This is a genomic window from Streptomyces sp. NPDC043867 (genome assembly GCF_056435845.1).
In genome coordinates this window covers 67437-88832 of record NZ_JBWKDS010000035.1, presented here as the reverse complement: position 1 = coordinate 88832, position 21396 = coordinate 67437, and the positions used below count along the sequence as shown (strand labels likewise).

Sequence of the window (21396 nt, the reverse complement as noted above, 5' to 3'; positions counted from 1 at the left end):
CCGGCCCACAACCTGACATCAGCAAGGTCCCCACCCATAACCACAACAACGACCGAGCTGGCCAACAGTCACGGCAAGCACCGTTGCAGTACTAACCCGCGGGGAGGCGGAGCGCGAGGAGGGCCACGTCGTCGGTGGAGTTGGCCGCCAGTCCCGTGACCAGTTCGTCGCACAGGACGTCCAGGGGCTGACTGTGGAGGGCCGCGGCGTGCTGGCGCAGTCTGGTCAGTCCGTTGTCGAGGTTCTCGCCCCGCCGTTCGAGGAGACCGTCGGTGTAGAGCAGGATCGTGCTGCCCGGATGCAGCAGGCGCTCGGCGTCGGTCCGCGGTTCGGTGGGGCGGACGCCGAGCAGCAGACCCTGGACGTCATCGAGGTAGCGGGTGTCGCCGTCCTGGGTGATGAGCAGCGGCGGCGGATGTCCGGCGATGGCCCAGTGCAGGTGCCACGGCCCGCCGGGAGGTCCCTTGAGGAGGCTGTAGATGCAGGTCGCGGTCGTGTGCTCGGCCAGCGCGTTCACCGCCATGTCGAAGCGGTGCAGGATCTTGGCGGGGGGTTCCTGCCGGTCGCAGGCGATGCCGCGGAGCATGTTGCGCAACTGGCTCATGGTGACGGCGGCACGCAGGTCGTGGCCGGTGACATCGCCGATGATCAGCGTCGTGTCACCCTGCGGCAGCACGAAACTGTCGTACCAGTCGCCGCCGACGTCGGCGCTCGCGGCAGCCGGCGCGTAGCGCGCGGTGAGCTCAAGACCGGGGACGACGGGCAGGTCCGGGAGGAGGGAGCGCTGGAGGCGCTCGGCGATCCTCTGGGTCTCCCTGTACAGACGGGCGTTGTCCAGGGCCAGTGCGATCCGGTGCGTGAGGTCCTCCACCAGGGCCAGGTCGGCTTCCTGCAAGGGCGGGCGGCCCGCGTGGCGCACGAACGTGAAGGCGCCGAGGACCCGGCGCCGGGCACGGAGGGGCGCGACGATGAGGCTGTCCCCGCCCAGCCGGGCGAAGAGCTCGAGGTTCACCGCGTGCAGCGGGTCGTCGGCCTGATCGGCGGCCGGGACGTCCTCGGCCGACAGCAGGAGTGGTCCGGCTCCGAGCAGCACGCGGGACAGCGGGCCGGACGCGACGGCAGGCACGGCGGGAAGCGCGCCGGTCAGGCCGGTCAGGGGGACGTCCGGGTCGTGATGCGTCAGGCAGATCCGCTCCAGGCGGCCCTTCTCGTCGAGCAGGTCCGCCATCACCCAGTCGGCCAGCTGCGGCACGACGATCCGGCAGACCCGGCGCAGCCCCTCCACCGCGTCCAGCGTGCTCGACAGCGCGTCGGCGATGTCGTTCAGGAGGGTGAGGCGGTCCAGGGCCTGCTGCAACGCCTCATCCACGTCGAAGTCGTCCACCCGCCCAGCCTTCCCGTCCGGGAAGAATCCGTATCAACCACCTCAAGACTCTCACCGTCACGGGAATCACGAGGTGCGTCGACGGCACCGCCCGTTGCATCCTGGGTGCGCCCCCTATCGCGCCCACGGCGGGTGGGCGGCGTGGGCCAGCCGGGCCGGTGCGTGTCCGGCCTCCCGGGAGAGCCGACGGCAGAGCGCGGGGACGGTCGGCATTCGTGAGGCATAGGAGGCGTGATCCGGGGAAGGAGAGCCCCGGCTCCGTCAGCAGGTGAGAGGGAGCCAGGCCGTTGGGACAACAGCGGCCGACTGCAGTCATGACCGGCATTGCCGGTCGGAAAGTGACGGGTGTGCGCCGGGAGACAGTACGGCGACTGCAGATCCGCCAGGCCGCACAGGGGCCCGGCGGTATCTTGCTGTGCGTCTCGGGCGAGCTGGACGTGAGCACCGGCCCCCAGCTGCGGGAGGCCATCGGGCGTGTCGTCCCCGAGCTCACCACCGGGGAGCTGGAGGTCGACCTTTCGGAGGTCGCCGCCTGTGACCCGGCCGGCCTCTACACGCTCCTCGGGGTCAGCGAAGGCCTGCACATGATCGGCGTCGAGATACGCATCATCCGCACCAGCCGCTGCGTCGACGCGATCCTGGACACGACGGACCGCCTCGCCCGGCTGCCCCTGCACGACTCGGCACGCGGCGGGCCGGGGGCACCGGAGGGGCCGGGTGGGCGGGGTCAAACAGGTCGGCCAGGCACACCAGCTGACCCGGATGCACCGGGCGACCCGGGTGCAGGTGGTGCACCTGGTGCAGGTGGTGCGCTCAGTGAAGGAGGCGGGCCGGCTGCTGGGCGCGGCAGGCGGGCCGAGCGCGGCGGGCCGGACTTCTCCACGCACTGAAGAAACCTTTCTGGCCCGGCCGGACGAGGGGCCCGGACCCGCGCCGGCTTCAGGACGCCCTGCCGAGCAGCGCGGCGGGTCCGATCGCGTCGGGGCCGAACTTGTCGCGGATGCGGTCACTCACCTCCTCCGCGACCAGGCGGGCCTCGCGGGCCTCGTCGAGACTGATCTGTTCGGCGACCTGGTCGGCGTCGACGAGGTCCTCCGCCCGGAGAGCGATCGCGGTGAGGCGTCCGCGCTGGAGTCCGGCGGCGTCGATGAGCCGGTAGGCGAGCGCGCGCAGGTCCTCGTCGTGGGCCGAGGCCGCCGTGAGCCGACGGGTCTTCTCCCACGCCGTGCCGCCGGCGAAGCGCAGCGACAGCGTCAGACCACGGGCGGCCTGGTCCCGGCGGCGCAGCCGGTGGCCGAGCTCGACGACGAGGTCCAGCAGGGCGGCGCGGACCGCGGCACCGTCGAGCGTGTGCTGGGTGAAGCTGCGCTCGACGCGGGCCGAGGCGGGGAGGGAGCGGGGCGCCACCGGGCGGGGGTCGACGCCCCGCGCCCGGTCGGCGGCGAGCCGTCCCGCACGGCCGCCGAGGACGCGCTGCACGGTCGCCGGCGGGACCGAGGCCAGGAGGCCCACGCAGTGCACGCCGTACTCCCGCAGCGCGGCTGCCTGACGCGGCCCGATGCCGTGGAGGGCCTCGACGGGCAGGGGTCCCAGCCACGCCGTCACCTGCTCGGGCGCGACGGTGAGGACGCCCCCGGGGGCGGCGACCCGGCCGGACGCGGTGGCCGCGACCGTGATCGTCGGCCCGATGCCGACGCGGACATCGACGCCGAGCCGGGAGATGGTCCGGACGCGCAGCATCTCCCCCAGCCTGCGGGCGTCCACGCCGTGGTAGCGCAGCGCGCCCTTCAGTTCCACGAGGGCGGCGGTCGGCGGCAGGGCCTGCACGACGGGAGAGAGCTCCGACAGCTGTTCCAGGACCTGCCGGTAGGCCTCCTCCGGCAGGGCGTCCGGGCAACGCACATGCATCACGCTCGGCACCCCGGGCGCCGGGCGTGCGTTCGTACCAGCGGTCATGACACCCACCTCCTGCACCCACATTATCGAACGACTATTCGAACACGCGAGTCAGGTGCTCGGGACCCCTGCGCGCCCGAGCTGCGACTCGCAACAGCGACGGCGCACCGCGCACTCCGCGGTATCCCGGTTCGCGTGCCGATGACGGGAGGGAGAGCAAGTGCGAAGTTCCACCCGATGCCGAGCAGGATGAGAGCGAGGCTGAGCATGACGGTCCGCACGGACTGCCCCGGAAGGGCGGGGCGGTGTCAGCGAGCCGACACGGGGACCGGTGAGGTCGGCAGGTCGTAGGCGTCAGCGATGAGTTGCGCGGAGTGCAGGAGCGCCCGAGGGCTGTGGCCCACCCCGGCGATCATGAGCTCGTCGGGGTGAGCTGCCTCGTGCAGGCGGTTGAGGTGCGCGGTGACCTGATCGGGCGTGCCGTGCAGGACGCTTTTGGTCCAGCGGTCGAGCACCTGCTGCTCGGAGGCGGTATAGGGGTGGGAGGCGGCCTCGTCGGGCGTGGGTACGAGGTAGGACTTGCCGTGGAGCATGCGCATCATGCTGTGGGCGTAGCTGCGCGTCTGGCGCAGGGCCTCGTGCTCGTCGTCGGCGGCCATGACGGCGAAACTGGCCAGTGCGTACGGCTCGGCGAGGACGGCCGAGGGGGTGAACCGGTCGCGGTAGAGCTGGAGCGCGGCGGCGACGTGATCGGGAGAGAAGTGCGCGGCGAAGGCGAAGGGCAGGCCCAGGCGGGCGGCCAGCTGGGCGGAGTACCCGGAGGAGCCCAGCAGCCAGACCGAGGGCCGTCCGCTCGTCCCCGAAAGTCCGTTCTCCTTGTCCTGGCCGGGCCCGGGCACGGCGTAGACACGCTCGCGGTAGGGGTGCTCTCGGGGGAAGTCGTCGTCGAGGAAGTGCAGCAGCTCGACGACCTGTTGCGGGAAGTCGTCGTCGTCCGAACGCCCGCGACGCAGGGCTGCGGCCGTGGCCTGGTCGGTACCGGGAGCACGGCCGAGACCAAGATCGATCCGGTCCGGGGCGAGGGCCTGGAGCAAGCCGTACTGCTCGGCGACGATCAGCGGGGGGTGGTTGGGCAGCATCACTCCGCCCGCCCCGAGCCGCAGCCTCGTGGTGTGGGCGGTCAGCCGGGCCAGCAGGACGGCGGGGCTCGATGAGGACACGCCGGGCATGGAGTGGTGTTCGGTCACCCAGTAGCGGGTGAAGCCGCGCCTCTCGGCGAGTTCAGCCAGGGCGATGCTGCCGCACAGGGCGTCGGCGGCGCTGATGCCGCGGCCGGCCAGGGCGGTGTCGAGGACGGACAGCGGCGCGGGAGCAGATCCGCGGGCCATGCCCTTGATCGGGTGGTTCATGGAGATTCTTTCTGCGGTACGCGGGACCGGTACGGGATGGCCGGGCCGGGGGATCGGCCGCTGCGCTGCTCTCGTGGCACACCGCAGCGGCCGGGGTGTTCGGGGTCAGGCCAGCTCCACGCGGTCGATCAATCCGGCGGTGGTGAAGGCGTCCACGAGCTGCTCGCGGCCCTCGGTGAAGTGGGCCCAGCTGTCGAAGTGGACGGGCACGATGCGGCGGGCGCCCAGGATGCGGGCGGCCTCGGCGGCCTGAGCGCTGTCGAGGGTGAGCAGCGCGCGGTCCAGGACGGGAGTGCGGACCGCGCCGGCGAACAGCACAGCGGTGTCCACCGGGCCGAAACGGTCGGCGATCTCGCGCACCAGGGAGAGCTGGGCGTTGTCGCCGCTGACGTAGACGGTGGGCAGGCCGTCACCGCTCAGGACGAAGCCGACGACCTCGCCGACGACGGGTTCGAGGTCCTCGCGCGCGCCGGGACCGTGCAGGGCCGGGACGCCGGTGACGGTGATCGTGCCGCCGCCGGGGCGGTCGAGCTCGATGGACTCCCAGTCCTTCAGGGGGCGTGCGGTGCCGCCCAGCCTGCCCGCGCCGCTGGGCGTGGTCAGGGTCAGGGGGACGTCGGCGAGCAGCGTCCGGCCCGAGGCATCGAGGTTGTCGTCGTGCTCGTCGTGCGACAGGAGCACCACATCGATGCGGCCCAGGTCGGCGGGCGCGGCGGCGGCGGGCGCGGTCTTGGCCAGCCCCGACGGGTAGGTGCCGGGGGCGTCGAAGGTCGGGTCGGTCAGGAACCGCAGCCCGCCGTACTCGATGAGTGCGGTCGGACCACCGAAGACACGGACGGGGACCTGCTCGCTGGACGCGCCGGTTGCAGTCATGACGAAGCTTCCTCACGGATAGATTGGCTTACATCCGTGACCATAAGCGTTTGTCACGGATGAAGGCAAGCTGTAACGTGAGACACGTGAGTGAGACCGATACCGCCACGACCGACGAAACCGTCGACCCCGGGTTGCCGTCGGCGCCTGGCGCTGAGCACTACCCCGCGCTCGACCTCGCCAACAGCGCCCTCGCCCTGCCGGGCGGCCAGTTCCTCGACGCGCTGGGCACCCCGTCCGGCGCCAACCAGTGGCTGGTCGACCACAACCTGGCCCCCGCGGACGCCGGCTTGCAGGAGATCTGCGCGGCACGCCTGCGCTCCCTGCGCGAACAGGTACGCGCCTTGCTCGCCGCCCAAGTCGGCGGACACCCCGCCCCCGCCACCGCACTGGCCGCCGTCAACGACGCCCTCACCCGGGTCCCCACCGCCTCCCCGCTCGGCTGGGACTCCGTCCGCGGCATGCACCGCACCGCCCCGCACCCCATCGACCAGATCGTCGACCAAGCTCTCGGCCTCCTCGCCGCCGACGCCGCCGACCTGCTCACCGGACCCGACGCCGGACGGCTGACGGCCTGCCCCTCCACGCCCTGCAACCGCTACCTGCTCCGCGCCGGCCGCCGCCACTGGTGCTCGGTCCGCTGCGGCGACCGCGCCCGCGCCGCCCGCGCCTACGCTCGCCGCACGCAGACCACCGCCGACTGAGTTCGGTCACCCGCCCCGGCGCCGGTTCACCGGACCCGCGCCGGGCGCGGGTTTCGCACACCCTTGAGCCCCCAGCCCGGATGCCCACCTCGCTCTCCATCCGGCCATTCCCCACGACCGACGCAGCGCTCCACCGGGCGCGGGTGAGCACGACGGTCCCTTCGGCGGTGTCCGCGACGGGGAGATGTCGCCTGCCGCGGTCGTACGAGGGTTAAGATCAACCGCCGCATCTCCGGCGAAGGACAAGGCAGTTGGCGCCTGGGGGGCGACGTGGTGGAGGACAGCAGGCCTGCGCGCAGGACACGGGGAGCCGTGACCGGGAGGGCATTGCTTGTCGTGGCGGCCGGGCTGGTCGTCGGACTCGCGGTGGCCTTCCACTGGTTCGGCTGGACCTCGATACCGGGCAACGAGTGCGGCGACGGTTTCGCGCCCTGCCCCGAAGGCACCGTCCCCACCATCCTGCTGGCGTTCCTGTGCAGCTTCGCGGGGATGGCCCTCGTCACCTGGCGAGTCGCCGAACTGATCAAGGTCAGGCCCGGCAAGGCCCTGCCCGTCGTGCTCGTCGTGACGGGCGTGCTCCTCGCCCTCTGGCCGGGGTGGCTGGCGTACGCGTGGATGCGCGGCCCCGTCCTCGACCGGGCCTGGGACGCGCCGGTCGACCGGCCGAGCAACGTCAGGGGCGTGGGCAACTGGACCCTCGACGGCGCCGTCGTCCGTGCCCGCACCGACGGTCTGACCAGCTACGACCTCGCCGACGGGCACGAGCGCTGGAACGTGGACGCGCCCATGCGCGGATCGGCGTGCGCGATGAGCGACACCGTGGTCGACGGCACCGGTGTGATCGCCTTCGGCCGCGAGGACCAGCCGTGCGACACCGTGTGGGGGGTGGACACCAGAAGCGGCCGCAAGCTCTGGGAGCGGAAGATCACGGGCGGCGCCGGGTTCGGGTCCGCCACCGACGGCAGAGTGGCCGCGGACAGCGGCGTCGCCGTCGCCCTGGAGGACACCGCCGTACGGGGTTTCGTCCTGCGCACGGGCGTTCCGCGCTGGAAACTGGCCCTCGGCGAGGGCTGCTCGCCGGTCGTCGCCTCAGCCGCGGCAGGCCGTACCCGGGTGGTCGTCCAGTGCTTGACCAGCGGCTCCGCGTTCCGCTCGCTGCAACTGGTTTCGCTCGACACCTCGACCGGCACACACGTACGCCGTACCGCGCTGCCGGCGGAGAGCCGCTGGGAGGCGGCCATGGTCCTGTCCGCCCGGCCGTTCGTGCTCTGGCTCAAGGAGAAGGACGACCGCGGGACCGACGCCGTGCTCGCCTTCGACGACCAGGACCGCCCGCGCGGGACGGTGGAGGTCTCGAAGGGCGAGGAAGATTTGCGCATCACCGCGGACGACGGACAGGGTTTCGACGCCCGGCCCGCGCTCCGCGCCGCGGTCGTCGGAGACGTTCTGGTGACCGCGGTGACGAAGCCGGGCGAGGCCGTCCCCGGTGCCGTGTCCGGATACGAGCTCGGCAGCGGGCGACGTCTGTGGCACGCCGGTGCGGGCGGGCAGGTCACGGCCCTGACGCGGCTACCCGGGAACCGGCTCGCGGTCCTCGCCGACGGGCGGATCGGCTCCCTCGACGCGCGCACCGGACACCTCGCCGAAGGACCGCTGATCCGCGACGGCCTCGACGACGTCGCCGAGGCCGCTCAACTCGTGCCCGGCCGCGACGGCGGCTGGCTCCTCGTGAACCCCGACGGAACCGGAGTCACACCACCCCTCATCAGGGTCAGCCGCTGACCCTCGCTCGCGACAGCCGCGCAGCACCGATGCGAACAGCCGCTCCGGCACGGCGGCAGAGCAACAGCCCGGGCGGCGTGAGCAGGCGGTCAGCCCGGCCGAGGCGCCGTGTCCTGCGCCGCGCCGACCGCGGCCCGGCGTAGAGGGCGAATCCGCCGGGGTCCGGGCGAGCACGTCCATGCTGCGGCTGACGACGTGGCCCGGAGCCCCGGTCCGATGTCCTCGGCGGTCCTGGTCGCAGAGGTCCAGCGGGTGTCGCACGGAGAGGACGCGGATGCGTAGGATCGCCGGGTGACGCAGAGCGCGACCCTGGCCGGGGTCTTCGACGACCTCGCCCCCAGCTACGACCACGAGCACCACGAGGAGATCGCGCGGGCCCTGCTGGCCCTGGTCGGTCCCGGCCCGATGGACGCCGTCGCCGACGTGGCCTGCGGAGCGGGCGCCGTGGCCCTGCAACTCGCGCGGAGCCGCCCCGCCGCCGCGCCGCCCGTCCTCGCCGTCGACATGTCGCCCGGCATGATCGAGGCGGGCCGGGCGCGGGCCGCGTCACCGGAGCTGAGCGCGGCGGTCGACTGGCGCCTCGCGGACGCCGTGCCGCTGCCGGTCGCCGACCACTCCCTCGACGTCGTCCTCTGCGCCTCCTCGCTGCACTTCCTGGGCGGCCGGGCGGTGGCCGACTGGCGACGCGCGCTGCGCCCGGGCGGACGGGTGGGGTTCACGCTGCCGCTGGCCACCCGCTTCCGGCCGTCCGAACGCTTCTCCGCGCTCCTCGCGGCGGACGTCCCGCTCCCGGGCAGCGCCGAGGAGGCCGACGCCTGGGCCACCGCGAGCGGCTTCACCGACGCCGTCTCCCGCGTCCACGTCCTCGGCACCCGCGGCGTGGTGGTGACCTCGGCCGTCACGCCCTGCGGCCGCTGAACCCGTGCGCCGTCCCGGGCGCCGGTGGTCGCCGCCCGGTCTGCTGCCCGGCCCGGCTCTGGTCCGGGGGCTCCAGGTAGCCGGCGCGGTCCGCGTCCCAGGACCGGCGCAGTGGGTCCCGCACCGCGCGGACGCACCATCCGATCGGAGTCAGCACCCCGAAGTACAGCGCGGCCAGGCCCAGTCCGCCCAGGCGCTCAGTCCATCGGGATCGCGGCACGCCAGTCCCCCTCCTCCCGCCACGCGGGCTGGTCCCGCTTGTCCAGCAGGAAGTCGCCCAGCACCAGCAAGTCGATCCGGGTGCGCATGAAGCAGGCGTACGCCTCCCCGGGGTCGCGGACGATCGGTTCGCCGCGCACGTTGAAGGAGGTGTTCACCAGCACCGGGCAGCCCGTCCGGTCCCGGAACGCGGTCAGCAGCGCGTGGAAGCGGGCGTTTCGCTCGGCGGTGACGGTCTGCACCCGGGCCGACCCGTCCACGTGCGTCACCGCCGGGATCGTCGAGCGCGGCACCCGCAGCAGGTCCAGACCGGCCAGTCCCTCCGCCTCCGGTCCGCACGCCCGGCGTCGTGCCGCCGCGACCCGCGCGGTCAGCAGCATGTACGGGCTCTCCCCGGCGAGGTCGAACCAGTCCTTGGCGTCCTCGGCGAGCACTGCCGGGGCGAAGGGCCGGAAGGACTCCCGGAACTTGGTCTTCAAGTTGAGCGTGGACTGCGTACCCGGATCGCGCGGATCGGCCAGGATCGACCGGTTGCCCAGCGCGCGCGGACCGAACTCCATGCGCCCCTGGAACCAGCCCACCACCTTCCCCGCCGCCAACTCGGCGGCCACCCGCTCGACCAGTTCCGGCTCCGGCAGGCGTACGGCGGGACAGCCGCCCCGGTCCAGGAACTCAGCGACCTCTTCGGCGCCGTACGCGGGCCCGAGCAGTGCGCCCGCCATCGCGTCCATGCCGCGCCGCACATGGGCGCGCGGCGCACCCCGGCCGTGCGACTCCGCCAGGGCCGCGCCCAGCGCGCCGCCGGCGTCCCCGGCGGCCGGCTGCACCCACAGCTCGTCGCAGACACCCGCGTCCACGAGCCGTCCGTTGGCCACGCAGTTCAGCGCCACACCGCCGGCCAGGCACAGCCGTCGCTCGCCCGTGCGCTCCAGCACCGTGCGGGCCAGCCGCAGTACCACCTCCTCGGTCACCGCCTGGACCGAGGCGGCGAGATCGAACTCCCGCTCCGTGAGCGGTCCTTCGGGGGTGCGTCGCGGCCCGCCGAACAGTTCCTCGAAGGCCCGGCCGGTCATGGTGCTGCCGTACTGGAAGGCGAAGTGGCGCAGGTCGAGGCGGAACGAGCCGTCCGCCTTGACGTCGATCAGCCGCTCCCTGATGAGGGGGGCCCAGCGCGGCGTGCCGTACGGGGCGAGGCCCATCAGCTTGTACTCGCCCGAGTCGACCTTGAAGCCGCAGAAGTGGGTGAACGCCGAGTACAGCATGCCCAGCGAGTGCGGGAAGCGCAGCTCGGCGAGCGGGACGAGCTCGGTGCCCCGGCCGTGCCACAGCGTCGTCGTCGCCCACTCGCCGACGCCGTCGACGCACAGCACCGCCGCCGACGGGTACGGGCTGGGCAGGAACGCGGACGCGGCGTGCGAGGCGTGGTGCCGGTGCGCCACCACCGGCGGCAGCGGCCGCCCGTCGGCCAGCGCGCGCAGCCGCGCGCGCACGTCGTCCAGGGCGTGCCGCTTCCAGCCTGCCCACTGCGGGAAGGCGCGGCGGAAGACGGGGAAGCCGTGCGGCGCCGTCGCGAGCCATGTGGCCATCACCCGGCGGAACTTCAGCGCCGGGTCCTCGTAGAACGCCACGGCCGCCAGCTCGTCCAGGCGCAGACCCGCCTCCCGCAGGCAGTAGGCGACGGCCTGGGCCGGGAAGCCGGCGTCGTGGCGGCGCCTGCTGAACCGCTCCTCCTGGGCGGCGGCCACCGGAACACCGTCGGACACCAGGGCCGCCGCGCTGTCGTGGTAGTAGGCGGAGATTCCCAGTACCGGACCGTCCCGGCCCGCGCTGTCGAGCCGGCCCGCGCTGTCGATCCGCCCCCCGCCGCTCCGCGTCCTCACGTCAGAACAACGGGTAGACGGACGCGTCGTCTTCCGGCTGCGGGCGCAACCGCGACGGCGGCGGGGGCCGTTCGGCTGTCCGGTCCGCCGCAGGCGCGGCCGGGGACTCGACCGGGTCCGGGGCGTCGGCGGACCGCTCGCTGCGGCTCCGGGCGCGCAGCCAGGACGCGAGGCGGCGGGCCGCTGCCGCCGGGGACCGACCGGCCTCGTGTTCCCCGCCGTCGCCGGGCCCCCTCACGCCAGGTCCAGACGGTCCGCCAGCTGCCGGGCCACCAGGTCGTAGCCCAGGTCCGTGCAGTGCACCCGGTCGATGAACAGCCAGTCCTCGGGCGCGGCGGCCTCGCCCAGCGCCACGTTCATGTCCAGGAACGGCACGTCCAGCGCGGCGCATCCGACGGCGAGCCGCTCCGCGTAGGAGCGGCCGACCGCCATGGTGGAGATGTCGTTGTGGAACCGGCGGAAGTTGGACACCTCGTCCAGTTCCTCGAAGAGCAGCTTCTCGCGTGGCAGCGGCTCCTCGCGCACCCACGGCGCGAGCGGCTGCAGGACGAACGTCAGCCGCGCCCCGAGCCCGTCCGCGAGCACCTTCCAGCCGCGGAGGTGGCGCAGCGTCAGGTCCGTCGCGTGCGCGACCCTCCGGTCCGGCGGCGGCACGACGTCCGGGGCGGGACCGCAGTCGAAGAACGCGCCGTGGCGGCCCTGCTTCTCCTCGGGCAACCGGCTCAGCACCAGGTTGTTCACCCCCGACAGCAGCACGATGTCCTCGACGGGCGGCAGTTCGTGCTGGAACAGGGTGAACAGCAGCAGTTCCTGCGCCGAGTTGTGGCTCTGGCCGGCGAAGTTCAGCCATGGCAGCCGGGGCGCGTACGCGTTCCACAGGCGCGCGCTGATGGTGGCGGCGTCCCCGGTGGCCCCCACTCCGAAGACGGCGGAACTGCCCGCCAGCACCCGCGCGGGTCCCTCGGGCCGCTCGTCGCCGACGGTGGCCCGCTGCCCGCCGGGGCCGGGCGTGATCCGGAAGCCGTGCCGGTCGGTGCTGTGGACGGGCGTCTTCTCACCGCCGTACTGGAAGTACCCCAGGTAGGGCTGGTCCTCCAGGACGAAGGTGTAGTGCTCCATGTGCGGCGTGTACGCGGCGCGGGGTGACGTCATCGCTGCGGGGCTCCCGTCGGTGTGCGCGGTGGAGGGCGGGCTGCTGTCAGGGCGCCGGGGCGGGAGGCGGCGGCGCGGGCAGGGAGCCGGGCCGGTCCTCGCGGATCAGGTCGGTGTTGATGGCCATGGCCGCCAGTCCGCCGCTCGCCGCGGCCATCGCCGCCTGGTGCATGGTGCGTCCCAGGTCGCCGGCCACGTACAGGCGGGGGACGCTGGTGCGGCCCCGGTCGTCGGTCTGCACCGTTTCCAGGTCCGGGGCGTCGACCCAGGGGCGCAGGGGCTCCACCCGGGGCTCCATGTCGAGATGCAGGAACAGCGCGCCGTAGCTCGCGCCGTCCCCGTCCTCGAACTCGACCCGCACGCCCTCCGGGTGCGGCTTCAGCGCCGTCACCTTGTCCGCGCGGACCGGCACCCCGGCCGCGGTGAGCCGGTCCCGCTCGTCCACGGGCAGCTCCCGCCGGTCGGAGAGGTAGGTGATGTCGTCGGACCATGCCGTGAGGATCGACGCCAGGCATTCGCCGGGCTCCGCGCCGCCGTACACGGCGATGGTCCGCTCGCGGACCTCCCAGCCGTGGCAGTACGGGCACTCGAACACCTTCTTGCCCCACAGGTCCGCGATCCCGGGCACCGGCGGCAGGAGGGAGCGCACGCCCGCCGCGTACAGCAGGGTGCGGGCTCGGAAGGTGCCCGACTCCTTGGTGGCGACCACCACGTGGTCGCCCTCCCCGGCCGCGGACACCACCTCGTCGTCGCGGAACGACACGTCGTACTCGGCGAGTTCGGCGCGGGATCGGGTTCGGAAGTCGGCGATGCCCACGCCGTCGTTGGTGAGCACGTTGTGCATCACCCCGGCCGCCATGTTGCGCGCGTCGCCGGAGTCGATCAGCAGTACCCGGCGGCGCGAACGGCCCAAATACAGGGCGCCGTTCAGGCCGGCCGGGCCGCCCCCGACGATCACCGTGTCGTAGAGCTGCGTGTCCAATGGTCACCCCTTGTCGAGAAGGTCTGTGTGCGGATCGGGACGCGGATGCTCCCCGGGCCCGGCCGGGGAGCCGCGCAGGAGGGTGAGCAGCAGCAGGGCACCCGCGGCCAGGACGGTGCCGCAGACGACGAACACGGCCGGAACGGAGAGGATTTCGGCGAGCAGCCCGCCGAGGAGCGCCCCGAGCGGCATGGTGCCCCAGGAGCACAGCCGGGACACGCTCATCACCCGGCCCTGGAGGTTCTCCGGTGTCAGCCGCTGGCGCAGTGACATCACCGGGATGTTCCAGCCCATCATGAAGACGCCGTTCGCGGCCAGCGCCAGCCCGGCGAGCACGGGGTCGGGTGCCGTGCCCAGCAGGACGTACGCGGCCCCGGACGCCACCAGGGACCAGAAGGCCAGCCGTACGGCGGGCAGCCGGTCGGCGGCCCGGGGCGCCAGCCAGCTGCCCACGACGGCGCCCAGCGACCCGGCGGCCAGCAGCAGTCCGTACCCGGTGCCGCTCAGCCCCAGAGTGCGGTCGCTGAGCAGGACCAGCATCGAGAAGGTCGCCGAGAAGACCAGTCCGTACAGGGTGCTCGCGGCCAGCGTGAGCCGCAGGGTGCGGTGGCGCAGGACGAAGCCGACGCCCTCCCGGATGTCCCGGAGCACACCGCCGCGCCCTCCTCCGCGCGGCTCCGCGGAGCGGGCCCCGTCCGGTTGCGGTGCGCGCTCGGTCCGGGCGAGCGGGGCGAGGCCCAGCAGGAGCAGCGCGGCCAGCGCGTACAGCGCCCCGCCCGCGGCCAGCGCCGCCGCGGCGGTCAGCCCCGCGAGGAGACCCGCCACGGGCGGTCCGGCCGTCTCGTTGAGGACGATCTGCGCCGCCGACAGACGCCCGTTGGCCCGCTCCAGCTGCCGCTCGTCCACGAGACGCGGCAGCATCGCGGGGGCGGCGGTGTCGGCCAGTGTCTCGGCGATGCCCAGCACGAACGCAAGCGCGTACAACAGGCCCAGCGGCCGGTCCTGCGCGAGCACGAACGCCGCTGCGGCGAGCGCCGCGGCCCGGACCGCGTTGCTGCCGAGCACGATGCGTCGCCGGTCCGCCCGGTCCACCAGGACGCCCGCGGGGAGCGCGAAGAGCAGCCACGGCAACATGTTCACGGCGGTCAGGCCGGCGACCGCCGCCGGATCGGGGTGGTGCGCGACGACCAGCAGCGGCAGCAGCGTCCGCGTGATGCCGTCGCCCGCGTTGGAGGCCGCTGCCGAGGCCAGCAGCCAGCGGAACGGACGGCCCAGGTCCGTCCGTCCGGTGGCGCGTGTCCCCGGTGACGCGGTGCTAGCCAACGACGCTCCCTTCGTGCCACCCGCGCAGTCCCAGCAGCCGCTCGCCCAGCTCCGTCAGCCGCGCCGCCCCGTACAGCTCCGCCTCCTCCTTGCGTACCCCGCCCTCCGACGGGTGCGGCGGGACGCGGTCTCGCCAGAACCGCACCCGGGCCTCGCGCAGTTCGGTGTTGTCCTCCCAGGCGGGCGCCATGGTCAGGTACTGCGCCATGCGCACCCGCCGCTCGGAGACGTTCGGGTGCACGCCGTGCGGCAGCAGGCTGTTGAAGATGATCAGGTCGCCGGGCGCCACCTCCGGGGTGGTGATCGAGTAGCCGGTGATGTCCGGTGTGAACGGGTCCCGGTCGGCGGGCTGCCGGCTCACCCACTTCTCCCACTCGGCGAAGATCTCCGGCACGCACTGGAAGCCGCCGATGTCCTCGTCGCCCGCGGTGAGCGAGAGCACTGCCTGACAGCTCACCGGCAGCGGGTCGGCGGAGGTGTCCACATCCCAGTGGACGAACCCGCCGAAGGCCCGCTCGCCCCGGTTGGGCGGGTTGACGTTGGCGAAGTCGATGGTCACCCACAGCTCGTCCTGGTCCCAGATGTCGGTGAACGCCTCGTACACGCGCGGTGTCTGGCGCACGTCCCACTGGGCCTGGTGGTTGTACATCTCGACCAGTCCGCTGTGGCCGGGCAGCCGGTCGTTGCCGGTGTGCGGCGACGTCCAGGTCGAGGGGTCGTCGGGGCGCATTTCGAGGAAGGACCGCAGCCCGTCCGCGAGTGCGGCGACCGTCTCGGGCGCCACCGCCTGACGGACGATCACATAGCCTTGCTCGGTCCACCGGGCCCAGTCGGCGGGTGACAGGACACGCAGCGGCTGCGTCTTGCGGATGTCGCGCAGTTGGGTTGCGGGCACGTGCACTCTCCAGGGGAACGACGCCTGTACAGGATCGGGTGGGCGGGCCCGGACCGGCACCGCCGTTTTCGGCCGATTGCCGCCCGCCGGAACGGGCGGAGAAGCCGCCGGGGGCGGGCGGGGATCACTCGACGATCAGGCGGCGCCCGGGCAGCACCACGGCGTCCAGTTCCGTCTCCGCCAGCAGGTCCAGGGCCTGGTCGAGGTGGTTGAGGATGGGCATGCCGCCTCCGTTGGCACTGGTGTTGATGAGGACGGGCAGCCCGGTGCGGTCGCCGACCGCGTGGCACAGCCGGTGCAGCAGCGGGTGGGTGTCCCGCCGTACGGTCTGCAGGCGGGCCGTGCCGTCGATGTGCCGCGCCTCGGCGAGCCGGTGGGACTCCTCGGGCCGCACCCGCACCGCGAACAGCATGCTCTCGGTGTGGTCCAGGGGGCCGGTGAAGTAGCGGTCCGCGACCTCCTCCGGGCAGATCGGCGCGACCGGCCGGAACCATTCGCGCCCCTTGATGGTCTGGGACACGTGCCGGCGGGCGCCGTTCCAGTGCGCCGACACCAGCAGCGAGCGGTGTCCGAGCGCCCTCGGCCCCGTCTCCATGCCGCCGTCCAGCCAGGCCAGGCAGCGCCGCTCGGCCAGCAGGTCCGCGACCGCCCGCACCAGTTCGTCGTCGTCGGCGAGTCCACGCGCGGACAGCCCACGGACGCTTAGCCGCGCGGCCAGGCCGCTGACCGGGTCCGCACTCGCTCCGCCCTCGGACGCGGCCTCGGGCCCACGGGCCGGCGACGGCTCCTGCGGCTCTGGCTCGTCCAGCCCCTCCAACGGCGGCCCGGCGTACGCCAGCCGCGCCCACCCCGTGCGGCCCGCCAGGGCCGGACGGTCGGACGGCTCCGCTACGGCCAGGGCCGCGCCCAGCGCGATGCCCGAGTCGTCGCAGCAGGTCGGGACGGACACCCGGGTGAACTGTCCGGACTCGGCGAGGCGGCTGTTCGCGGTGATGTTGAGTGCGCAGCCGCCCGCGTAGCAGAGCGTGGAGTAACTCGGGAAGCGCCGGCTGATGCCGGTCGCCAGCCGGGTGAGGTCCCGCTCCACGGCGGACTGCAGGGTGGCGGCGAGATCCCTGCAGACCCGCTCGTCGGGCGAGGTCCCCACCACGGTCGTACGGCCGCCCGGGGTGCGGATCTCGTCGGGGAACACGGAACCGAAGGAGTGCACCACGTCGTCGTCCGAGGAGTCGGCGAGGCCCACGTCCAGATAGCCGCCGCTGACCGGGTCGTACTCCCACCAGGTGTCGGCGTATCGCAGCGCCGACCCGGTCAGCCGGCCCTCGTCCAGCTGCTCGTACAGGTCGGGCGCGGCGCGCCGGGCGGACTGCGGGACCAGCATGGCGCGCAGCACCGGCAACAGTGAGGGGTCGCTCTCGCCGGTCGCGGCCAGGCCGAGCAGCTTGCCGGTGTCGAACTGGCTGCCGTGCACCCGGCGAGCCAGCGCCTCGTAGACCAGGCCGAAGCGCGGGCCGCCGCGGTTGGTGAACGACATCACCGGGGTGAGCTGGTCTCCGTCGCCGAGGCAGACCATGCCGCATTCGGCGTAGTTGCCGGTCCCGTCGAGGGCCAGGACGAGGGCCTTGCGGGCACCGGAGGTGTAGTACGCGAGCGCGGCGTGTGCGTAGTGGTGGCGTACGGCGACGAGCGAGATGTCGCCGAGCCCTTCGGCGAGCGGCCAGTCCACCGGCTTGATCACCCGGGTCACCGCGTCGGCGAGTCCGATCCCGCCCGTGGCCGTCCAGCGCGCGTCCTCGTTGACCAGTTCGACGAGCGCCGGCGGCAGGACCTGGCACACGGGGGTGTACCAGTCGGCCACCGCGACCCGGGTCACCCGGCTCGCCGCCCGCTCCCGCAGCTCCGCCAGCCAGCCCGCCGCTGCCTGTGGGAAGTCGCCGTTGCCCCCGCACACGTGGCGCAGCCGCAGCCGGCGTTCCGCCTCGATGATCAGGTAGCCGTCCGCGTCGGTCAGGGCGGCGCCCGCGTCGTGGCCGAAGTGCATACCGATCGTTGCCATGGAACCTGTCACCTTCTCCTCAGCCGGCTGCGGGGGACCCGTGGACCGGCGGCCCGCCGTGGGCGGGACGCCGGGGACATCTCCGGGGTCCGCTTACGACAGCGCGGCGAGGCTCTGCACGTGGTGCCGCTCCAGGAGGCCCTGCACCACCTCGCGCATGTAGGCGCAGTAGCCGGGAGACATCACCTGGATCGAGCCGTTCTCCTCCTCCAGTCCGCCCGCCGAACCGCCCGAGCAGGTCCCCTGCAGCTCGCAGCCCTGGCAGCCCGGTCCGTTGGTGTAGGCGCGCATGCCGTAGTCCTGGTAGGCGGGGGAGGCGAAGATGCCCCGCCAGTCGTCGATGGTGCCCAGCACGCGGGCGGTGGCCTTGCAGGCGAAGACGCTGCCGTTGGGTTCGATGGAGAGCTGCCGGCCGACCGCAGGACACGTCTTGTAGTCGGCCTGCTCAGCCCACTTGGCCTCGTCGATGATCATCTGGAAGGTCTGGTACCAGTAGCCGCTGAGCTGCACCCCGCGCTCGCGCCCGTAGTCGACCGCGGCCAGCAGCCGCTGTGCCACGTCGTGCGGGCTGTGCTGCTGGAAGAACTCCCTGGCCTGGAAGGAGACGATGACGTCCAGGGAGTCCAGACCCGCCTCGGCGACGAAATCGATCAACGGGTTGCCCCACTTCTCCCAGGTGTACTGGGAGAGGACCGTGGTGATGTTGACCGGGACGCCCGCGGCCTTCATGTCGAGGATCGCCTTGCGGACCACCGGCCAAGGGGTGCGCTGCTGCTGTCCGCCGCGGAACTCGCCGGTCTCCGGCACCAGGTAGTCGATGGAGACCGTGGTGTCGACCCGGTGCTCGGCGAGTGCGGCCAGCAGCTCGTCGTCGATGCGGGAGCCGTTGCTCGTCAGGTCGTAGGACAGGGTGACCCCGTCGTGGCTGTCGCCGAACGTGCGCAGCACGTGCAGGATCGTCCCCCGGGCCAGTGTGGGCTCGCCGCCGAAGAAGGACACGGTCAGATGGCCACCGCCGTTGGCCTTGCGCAGCGCGATGGCCTCCTTGATCGTCTTCTCGGCCACCTCGCGCGACATGTGCATCGACGGGTTGCGGCCGGTGTCCGAGCCGTGGTTCCAGTCGCCGCTCGCCAGCGTGGGCCCCGAGTCCTGGCGGGCCGGACCGGAACCGTCCTCGCGGGAGCGGCGCAGCTCCACGAGCACGGGGCCGGGCTTCACGGACTCGCCGGAGGTGTTGCGCTCCTCCACACCGCCGTCGAAGTTGTACGCGAAGCAGCCTTGGCAGGAGAAGTTGCAGGCGTTGGTGAGCACGAGCTGGATGGAGGAGTGGAACACCCCGGTGCCCAGCACGTCCTGGCGGCTCTTCAGCAGGCCGTCGATCTCCTCGGCCTCGTCGTGCCCCGCCTCGACAAGGAACCGCGCCTCCACGAGATCCCGCAGGGAATCGTCGTCGATCCGCTCCCGCAGCCGGTCCACGCTGAGGCCCTGGGAGGCGTCCCGCAGGAGTTCGACCACATCCTTGTCGATGAGCCGCGCATTTCCGTACAGCGAATGGAACGCCATGGTCCGCACGTCGTCCTCATAGGAATTGAGGCGTCCTCCGAAAGACGTGAAATCCCGGTCACCCGCGGCACGCAGAGTGCGGACATAACGCGAGGACTGATACACCGAATTCTGCATGCTGAAAACTTCTCCCTGCGTCTCACGGCTTTCAGTAAGGTGCGTGGCGCGGCCGTGTTCCGCGGCCCGGCCGTGGAGCACGGCGGGCGCGAAGTACGGCCTCGGCGAAGGGGATTTCGGGCGGGCGGCCCTCGGGACGCGGACCGACCCTGTCCTCAGGTTCGGTCCGCGCGACGGCCCGGGGCCCGGCCAACCGGACGGAGCCCGGATCAGCCTCGGCGCCTAGGCAGAGGTGGGCTCTTTCCGCTGCTCGACAGGGGCGGTGTCGGCCTCCGCGTGCTTGCGGACGGGCGTGATGGTCGGCGCGTTGCCCTTGTCCGGCGAGACGAACGCGCAGGGCCGCGACGACGCGGTGACCGCGGGTCGGACGACCTTCCTGACTTCGGCCATGTGGCCTCCTCCATAGGTACGGGACACAACGCGTTCTACTGAAGCAGAAGAAAACAGGGGCGATAAGTCCTGATCAGGACATGCTCGAATCAGCGGGATACCGCACGGCTTATCACGCGGAATCGATCTCCCGCCGCACGAGGGCGCCCTGGTCGATCCGGCGTTCAGCCCGGTACTTTTTCTTGATCGGAATTCCCACAAGGGGGCCGGTTGATCTTTTCGGGCATCTCCCGTACGACTCGGAGCGAGACGGATTCCGGCCAGAAGCGGGAGCGCGGCCGGGAGCGCTCCCGGATGATCACGGCATCAGGCGGGCGGGGCGGAGACGCGCGCGAGCTCGGGCGCTGCGGCTGTTCCCACGGATCGGCTGTTCCGGGAGGCCGTGAGAACGGCGGCGTCCTCAGCTCGGCGGCGCGCAGCGCGGCGGACCGGGCGCGCTCACTGCCAGGTCACCGGTCTGGGTGGTACGAGCGGTGCGCGCCCGGGCTCCGCAGCCGGCCCTGAGTACCGAGTAGGAGAACTCACGCGCGCCAGGACGCGGGCCGGGTCTCGCCGCCTCCCGGACACCCTGCACCCGATGTCGGACGCGGAACTGGAGACGCTGATGCGGGACACGGTGATCGACGGGACGCTCGGCCGCAGCGGAGAACAGCCAGGCCGGTCGGACGGTGGTTGGCCAAACCGGGCTGCCACGCGTCACAATCGGATGTATGTTCGATGACCTGCCGCCCGACCTGGGGCGCCTGCTGACCCTGCGGGTCTGGCACGCCATGTGGCTGGAGCGCATCGACCGCAAGATCGCGGCTGTCCGCCGAAAGGAGGCCGAGCAGGAACAGGGGCGCCGGAACCGCCCTCCGGCCCCGGACTGGATCGTCGAGCTGGGCATCGGCGACGGACGGCTGCCCGTAGAGCTCCACGCAGGTGACTGTTACGCGGCCGGCAAGCGGCGCCGTCCCGTCAGCCGCGAGGAGGCGCGTCATCTGCTCGCCTCGGGCCTGCGTGCCTGCACCCACTGCGAACCCGAGCACCGGCTCGGCATCCTCGACTGACGCCGCTCCGCGCGGGAGTCGCAGACCACGGCCGCACACGACCAGGCCCGCGAAGCCGGCCGATGACGACGGCTCCGGGGCACCGAGGGCGGCGGAACCGGCCCGGGGCGCCCCGCGGAGTTCGTATGCCGTCGTCGGCCTGACCATCGGCGTCGCCCGGGCGTCGGGCGGCTCACCCCCGGTGAGGAGGGGAGACCCCGCGGGGCAGCGGTGCTCCAGTGCCGGAGGCGAGAAAAGTGAGGCGTGAGGGAGAGCGGCCGGGGTAAACGGGCTGTGCCCCCACCGCGGAACCGCCTGTCCAGGCGCCGTTGAGAAGGAGAACGCCATGCTGATGGCCCACCCCGCCGTTCTGGCCGACCTCATCTCCCAGCACGAAGCCCTCAGCGCACTCCACGCCGAGGACGGCAACGAGGAGGCGCGCCGACGCCTCGACGATGTCACCTACACCCTGTGCGTCGCCACCGGCACGCGCGACATCGACTCCGCCCTCGTCGCCGCCCGGAACCGGCTGCTCGGGGCCCGCACGTTCGACGACTCCCGCGCCACGCCCGCCGCCTACGACACGGCGGACGCGTACACCGCCGACCACGGGCAGCTGGCCGCTCTCTAGCCCCCTGGACCTCGCAGCATCCCGGCGGGGCACACGGCGCTGACTGCGGAACACCCCCGAAGAGGTGGGGGGGGGGGGGGGGGGGGGCCCCTTCCCCCCCCCCTCCCTGGCCCCGGGCCCGCCCACTGTCGGGCCCGGGGGGGGGGGGGGCCGGCCCCCAAAAAGACCCCCTTCCCCCACCCCCCCCACGTCAC

General features: G+C 72.9%; 19 protein-coding genes. 6 read left to right on the top strand and 13 right to left on the bottom strand.

Going from position 1 to position 21396, the window contains the following annotated elements; all coding sequences use genetic code 11:
* Positions 1–91 precede the first annotated feature (91 nt).
* Positions 92–1384, bottom strand: a complete 1293-nt coding sequence (locus tag AC069T_RS29035) for a PP2C family protein-serine/threonine phosphatase (RefSeq protein WP_478785569.1) — start codon at positions 1382–1384, stop codon at positions 92–94.
* A gap of 347 nt (positions 1385–1731) precedes the next feature.
* On the opposite strand from AC069T_RS29035, the gene AC069T_RS29030 reads away from it, so the two are divergent.
* Positions 1732–2274 carry an STAS domain-containing protein gene (locus AC069T_RS29030; protein ID WP_478785568.1) on the top strand — a complete coding sequence of 181 codons (543 nt, stop codon included), beginning with the start codon at positions 1732–1734 and terminating at the stop codon, positions 2272–2274.
* Between the two features lie 49 nt (positions 2275–2323).
* Here the strand turns inward: AC069T_RS29030 and AC069T_RS29025 are convergent, their stop codons facing one another.
* The 3 genes from AC069T_RS29025 to AC069T_RS29015 form a co-directional block, all read right to left on the bottom strand.
* Positions 2324–3340 carry a DNA polymerase Y family protein gene (locus AC069T_RS29025; RefSeq protein ID WP_478785567.1) on the bottom strand — a complete coding sequence of 339 codons (1017 nt, stop codon included), beginning with the start codon at positions 3338–3340 and terminating at the stop codon, positions 2324–2326.
* 248 nt (positions 3341–3588) lie between these two features.
* The gene (locus AC069T_RS29020) at positions 3589–4689 is read right to left on the bottom strand and encodes an LLM class flavin-dependent oxidoreductase (RefSeq protein WP_478785566.1); all 1101 of its coding nucleotides are present in this window, start codon (positions 4687–4689) and stop codon (positions 3589–3591) included.
* Positions 4690–4794: 105 nt separating this feature from the next.
* Positions 4795–5562, bottom strand: a complete 768-nt coding sequence (locus tag AC069T_RS29015) for an MBL fold metallo-hydrolase (RefSeq protein WP_478785565.1) — start codon at positions 5560–5562, stop codon at positions 4795–4797.
* Positions 5563–5639: 77 nt separating this feature from the next.
* Between AC069T_RS29015 and AC069T_RS29010 the strand changes: the two genes are divergently transcribed.
* The 3 genes from AC069T_RS29010 to AC069T_RS29000 all read left to right on the top strand — a co-directional run bounded on the left by AC069T_RS29010 (position 5640) and on the right by AC069T_RS29000 (position 8966).
* Complete coding sequence (locus AC069T_RS29010) at positions 5640–6266, top strand: ABATE domain-containing protein (protein WP_478785564.1); 627 nt, start codon at positions 5640–5642, stop codon at positions 6264–6266.
* Between the two features lie 312 nt (positions 6267–6578).
* Positions 6579–8048: an outer membrane protein assembly factor BamB family protein gene (locus tag AC069T_RS29005; RefSeq protein ID WP_478785563.1), complete on the top strand. Its 1470-nt coding sequence runs from the start codon at positions 6579–6581 to the stop codon at positions 8046–8048.
* Between the two features lie 291 nt (positions 8049–8339).
* Complete coding sequence (locus tag AC069T_RS29000; protein WP_478785562.1) at positions 8340–8966, top strand: class I SAM-dependent methyltransferase; 627 nt, start codon at positions 8340–8342, stop codon at positions 8964–8966.
* Here AC069T_RS29000 and AC069T_RS28995 read toward each other — a convergent pair.
* From AC069T_RS28995 to AC069T_RS28955, 9 genes are all read right to left on the bottom strand, one after another.
* Entirely contained in the window at positions 8947–9186 is a 240-nt protein-coding gene (locus AC069T_RS28995; protein ID WP_478785561.1) for a hypothetical protein, read from the bottom strand. The genes AC069T_RS29000 and AC069T_RS28995 overlap by 20 nt on opposite strands.
* Complete coding sequence (locus tag AC069T_RS28990) at positions 9164–11038, bottom strand: carbamoyltransferase family protein (protein ID WP_478785570.1); 1875 nt, start codon at positions 11036–11038, stop codon at positions 9164–9166. The genes AC069T_RS28995 and AC069T_RS28990 overlap by 23 nt, the downstream gene beginning before the upstream one ends.
* A 261-nt stretch (positions 11039–11299) precedes the next feature.
* Complete coding sequence (locus AC069T_RS28985; protein ID WP_478785560.1) at positions 11300–12217, bottom strand: Inducer of phenazine A; 918 nt, start codon at positions 12215–12217, stop codon at positions 11300–11302.
* Between the two features lie 46 nt (positions 12218–12263).
* The gene (locus tag AC069T_RS28980; RefSeq protein ID WP_478785559.1) at positions 12264–13199 is read right to left on the bottom strand and encodes an NAD(P)/FAD-dependent oxidoreductase; all 936 of its coding nucleotides are present in this window, start codon (positions 13197–13199) and stop codon (positions 12264–12266) included.
* 3 nt (positions 13200–13202) lie between these two features.
* Positions 13203–14522: an MFS transporter gene (locus AC069T_RS28975; protein WP_478785558.1), complete on the bottom strand. Its 1320-nt coding sequence runs from the start codon at positions 14520–14522 to the stop codon at positions 13203–13205.
* Positions 14515–15417: a phytanoyl-CoA dioxygenase family protein gene (locus AC069T_RS28970; RefSeq protein ID WP_478785557.1), complete on the bottom strand. Its 903-nt coding sequence runs from the start codon at positions 15415–15417 to the stop codon at positions 14515–14517. The genes AC069T_RS28975 and AC069T_RS28970 overlap by 8 nt, the downstream gene beginning before the upstream one ends.
* Positions 15418–15541: 124 nt before the next feature.
* Entirely contained in the window at positions 15542–17473 is a 1932-nt protein-coding gene (locus AC069T_RS28965; protein ID WP_478785556.1) for a carbamoyltransferase C-terminal domain-containing protein, read from the bottom strand.
* A 93-nt stretch (positions 17474–17566) separates the two neighbouring features.
* Entirely contained in the window at positions 17567–19036 is a 1470-nt protein-coding gene (locus AC069T_RS28960) for a radical SAM protein (protein WP_478785555.1), read from the bottom strand.
* Positions 19037–19375: 339 nt separating this feature from the next.
* On the bottom strand, positions 19376–19543 hold the full coding sequence (locus AC069T_RS28955; RefSeq protein ID WP_478785554.1) for a hypothetical protein: 168 nt from the start codon (positions 19541–19543) through the stop codon (positions 19376–19378).
* A gap of 710 nt (positions 19544–20253) precedes the next feature.
* Between AC069T_RS28955 and AC069T_RS28950 the strand changes: the two genes are divergently transcribed.
* A complete protein-coding gene (locus AC069T_RS28950) occupies positions 20254–20592 on the top strand; it encodes a DUF6233 domain-containing protein (RefSeq protein WP_478785553.1) in 339 nt (112 codons plus the stop codon).
* A gap of 325 nt (positions 20593–20917) precedes the next feature.
* The gene (locus AC069T_RS28945; protein ID WP_478785552.1) at positions 20918–21202 is read left to right on the top strand and encodes a DUF5133 domain-containing protein; all 285 of its coding nucleotides are present in this window, start codon (positions 20918–20920) and stop codon (positions 21200–21202) included.
* Positions 21203–21396: the final 194 nt, after the last annotated feature.

Bases quoted from the DNA above. Each gene is read 5' to 3' on its own strand.
- AC069T_RS29025 (WP_478785567.1), bottom strand. From the start codon at position 3,340: ATGACCGCTGGTACGAACGCACGCCCGGCGCCCGGGGTGCCGAGCGTG.
- AC069T_RS29020 (WP_478785566.1), bottom strand. From the start codon at position 4,689: ATGAACCACCCGATCAAGGGCATGGCCCGCGGATCTGCTCCCGCGCCG.
- AC069T_RS29015 (WP_478785565.1), bottom strand. From the start codon at position 5,562: ATGACTGCAACCGGCGCGTCCAGCGAGCAGGTCCCCGTCCGTGTCTTC.
- AC069T_RS28985 (WP_478785560.1), bottom strand. From the start codon at position 12,217: ATGACGTCACCCCGCGCCGCGTACACGCCGCACATGGAGCACTACACC.
- AC069T_RS28965 (WP_478785556.1), bottom strand. From the start codon at position 17,473: ATGGCAACGATCGGTATGCACTTCGGCCACGACGCGGGCGCCGCCCTG.
- AC069T_RS28960 (WP_478785555.1), bottom strand. From the start codon at position 19,036: ATGGCGTTCCATTCGCTGTACGGAAATGCGCGGCTCATCGACAAGGAT.
- AC069T_RS28955 (WP_478785554.1), bottom strand. From the start codon at position 19,543: ATGGCCGAAGTCAGGAAGGTCGTCCGACCCGCGGTCACCGCGTCGTCG.
- AC069T_RS28950 (WP_478785553.1), top strand. From the start codon at position 20,254: ATGTTCGATGACCTGCCGCCCGACCTGGGGCGCCTGCTGACCCTGCGG.
- AC069T_RS28945 (WP_478785552.1), top strand. From the start codon at position 20,918: ATGCTGATGGCCCACCCCGCCGTTCTGGCCGACCTCATCTCCCAGCAC.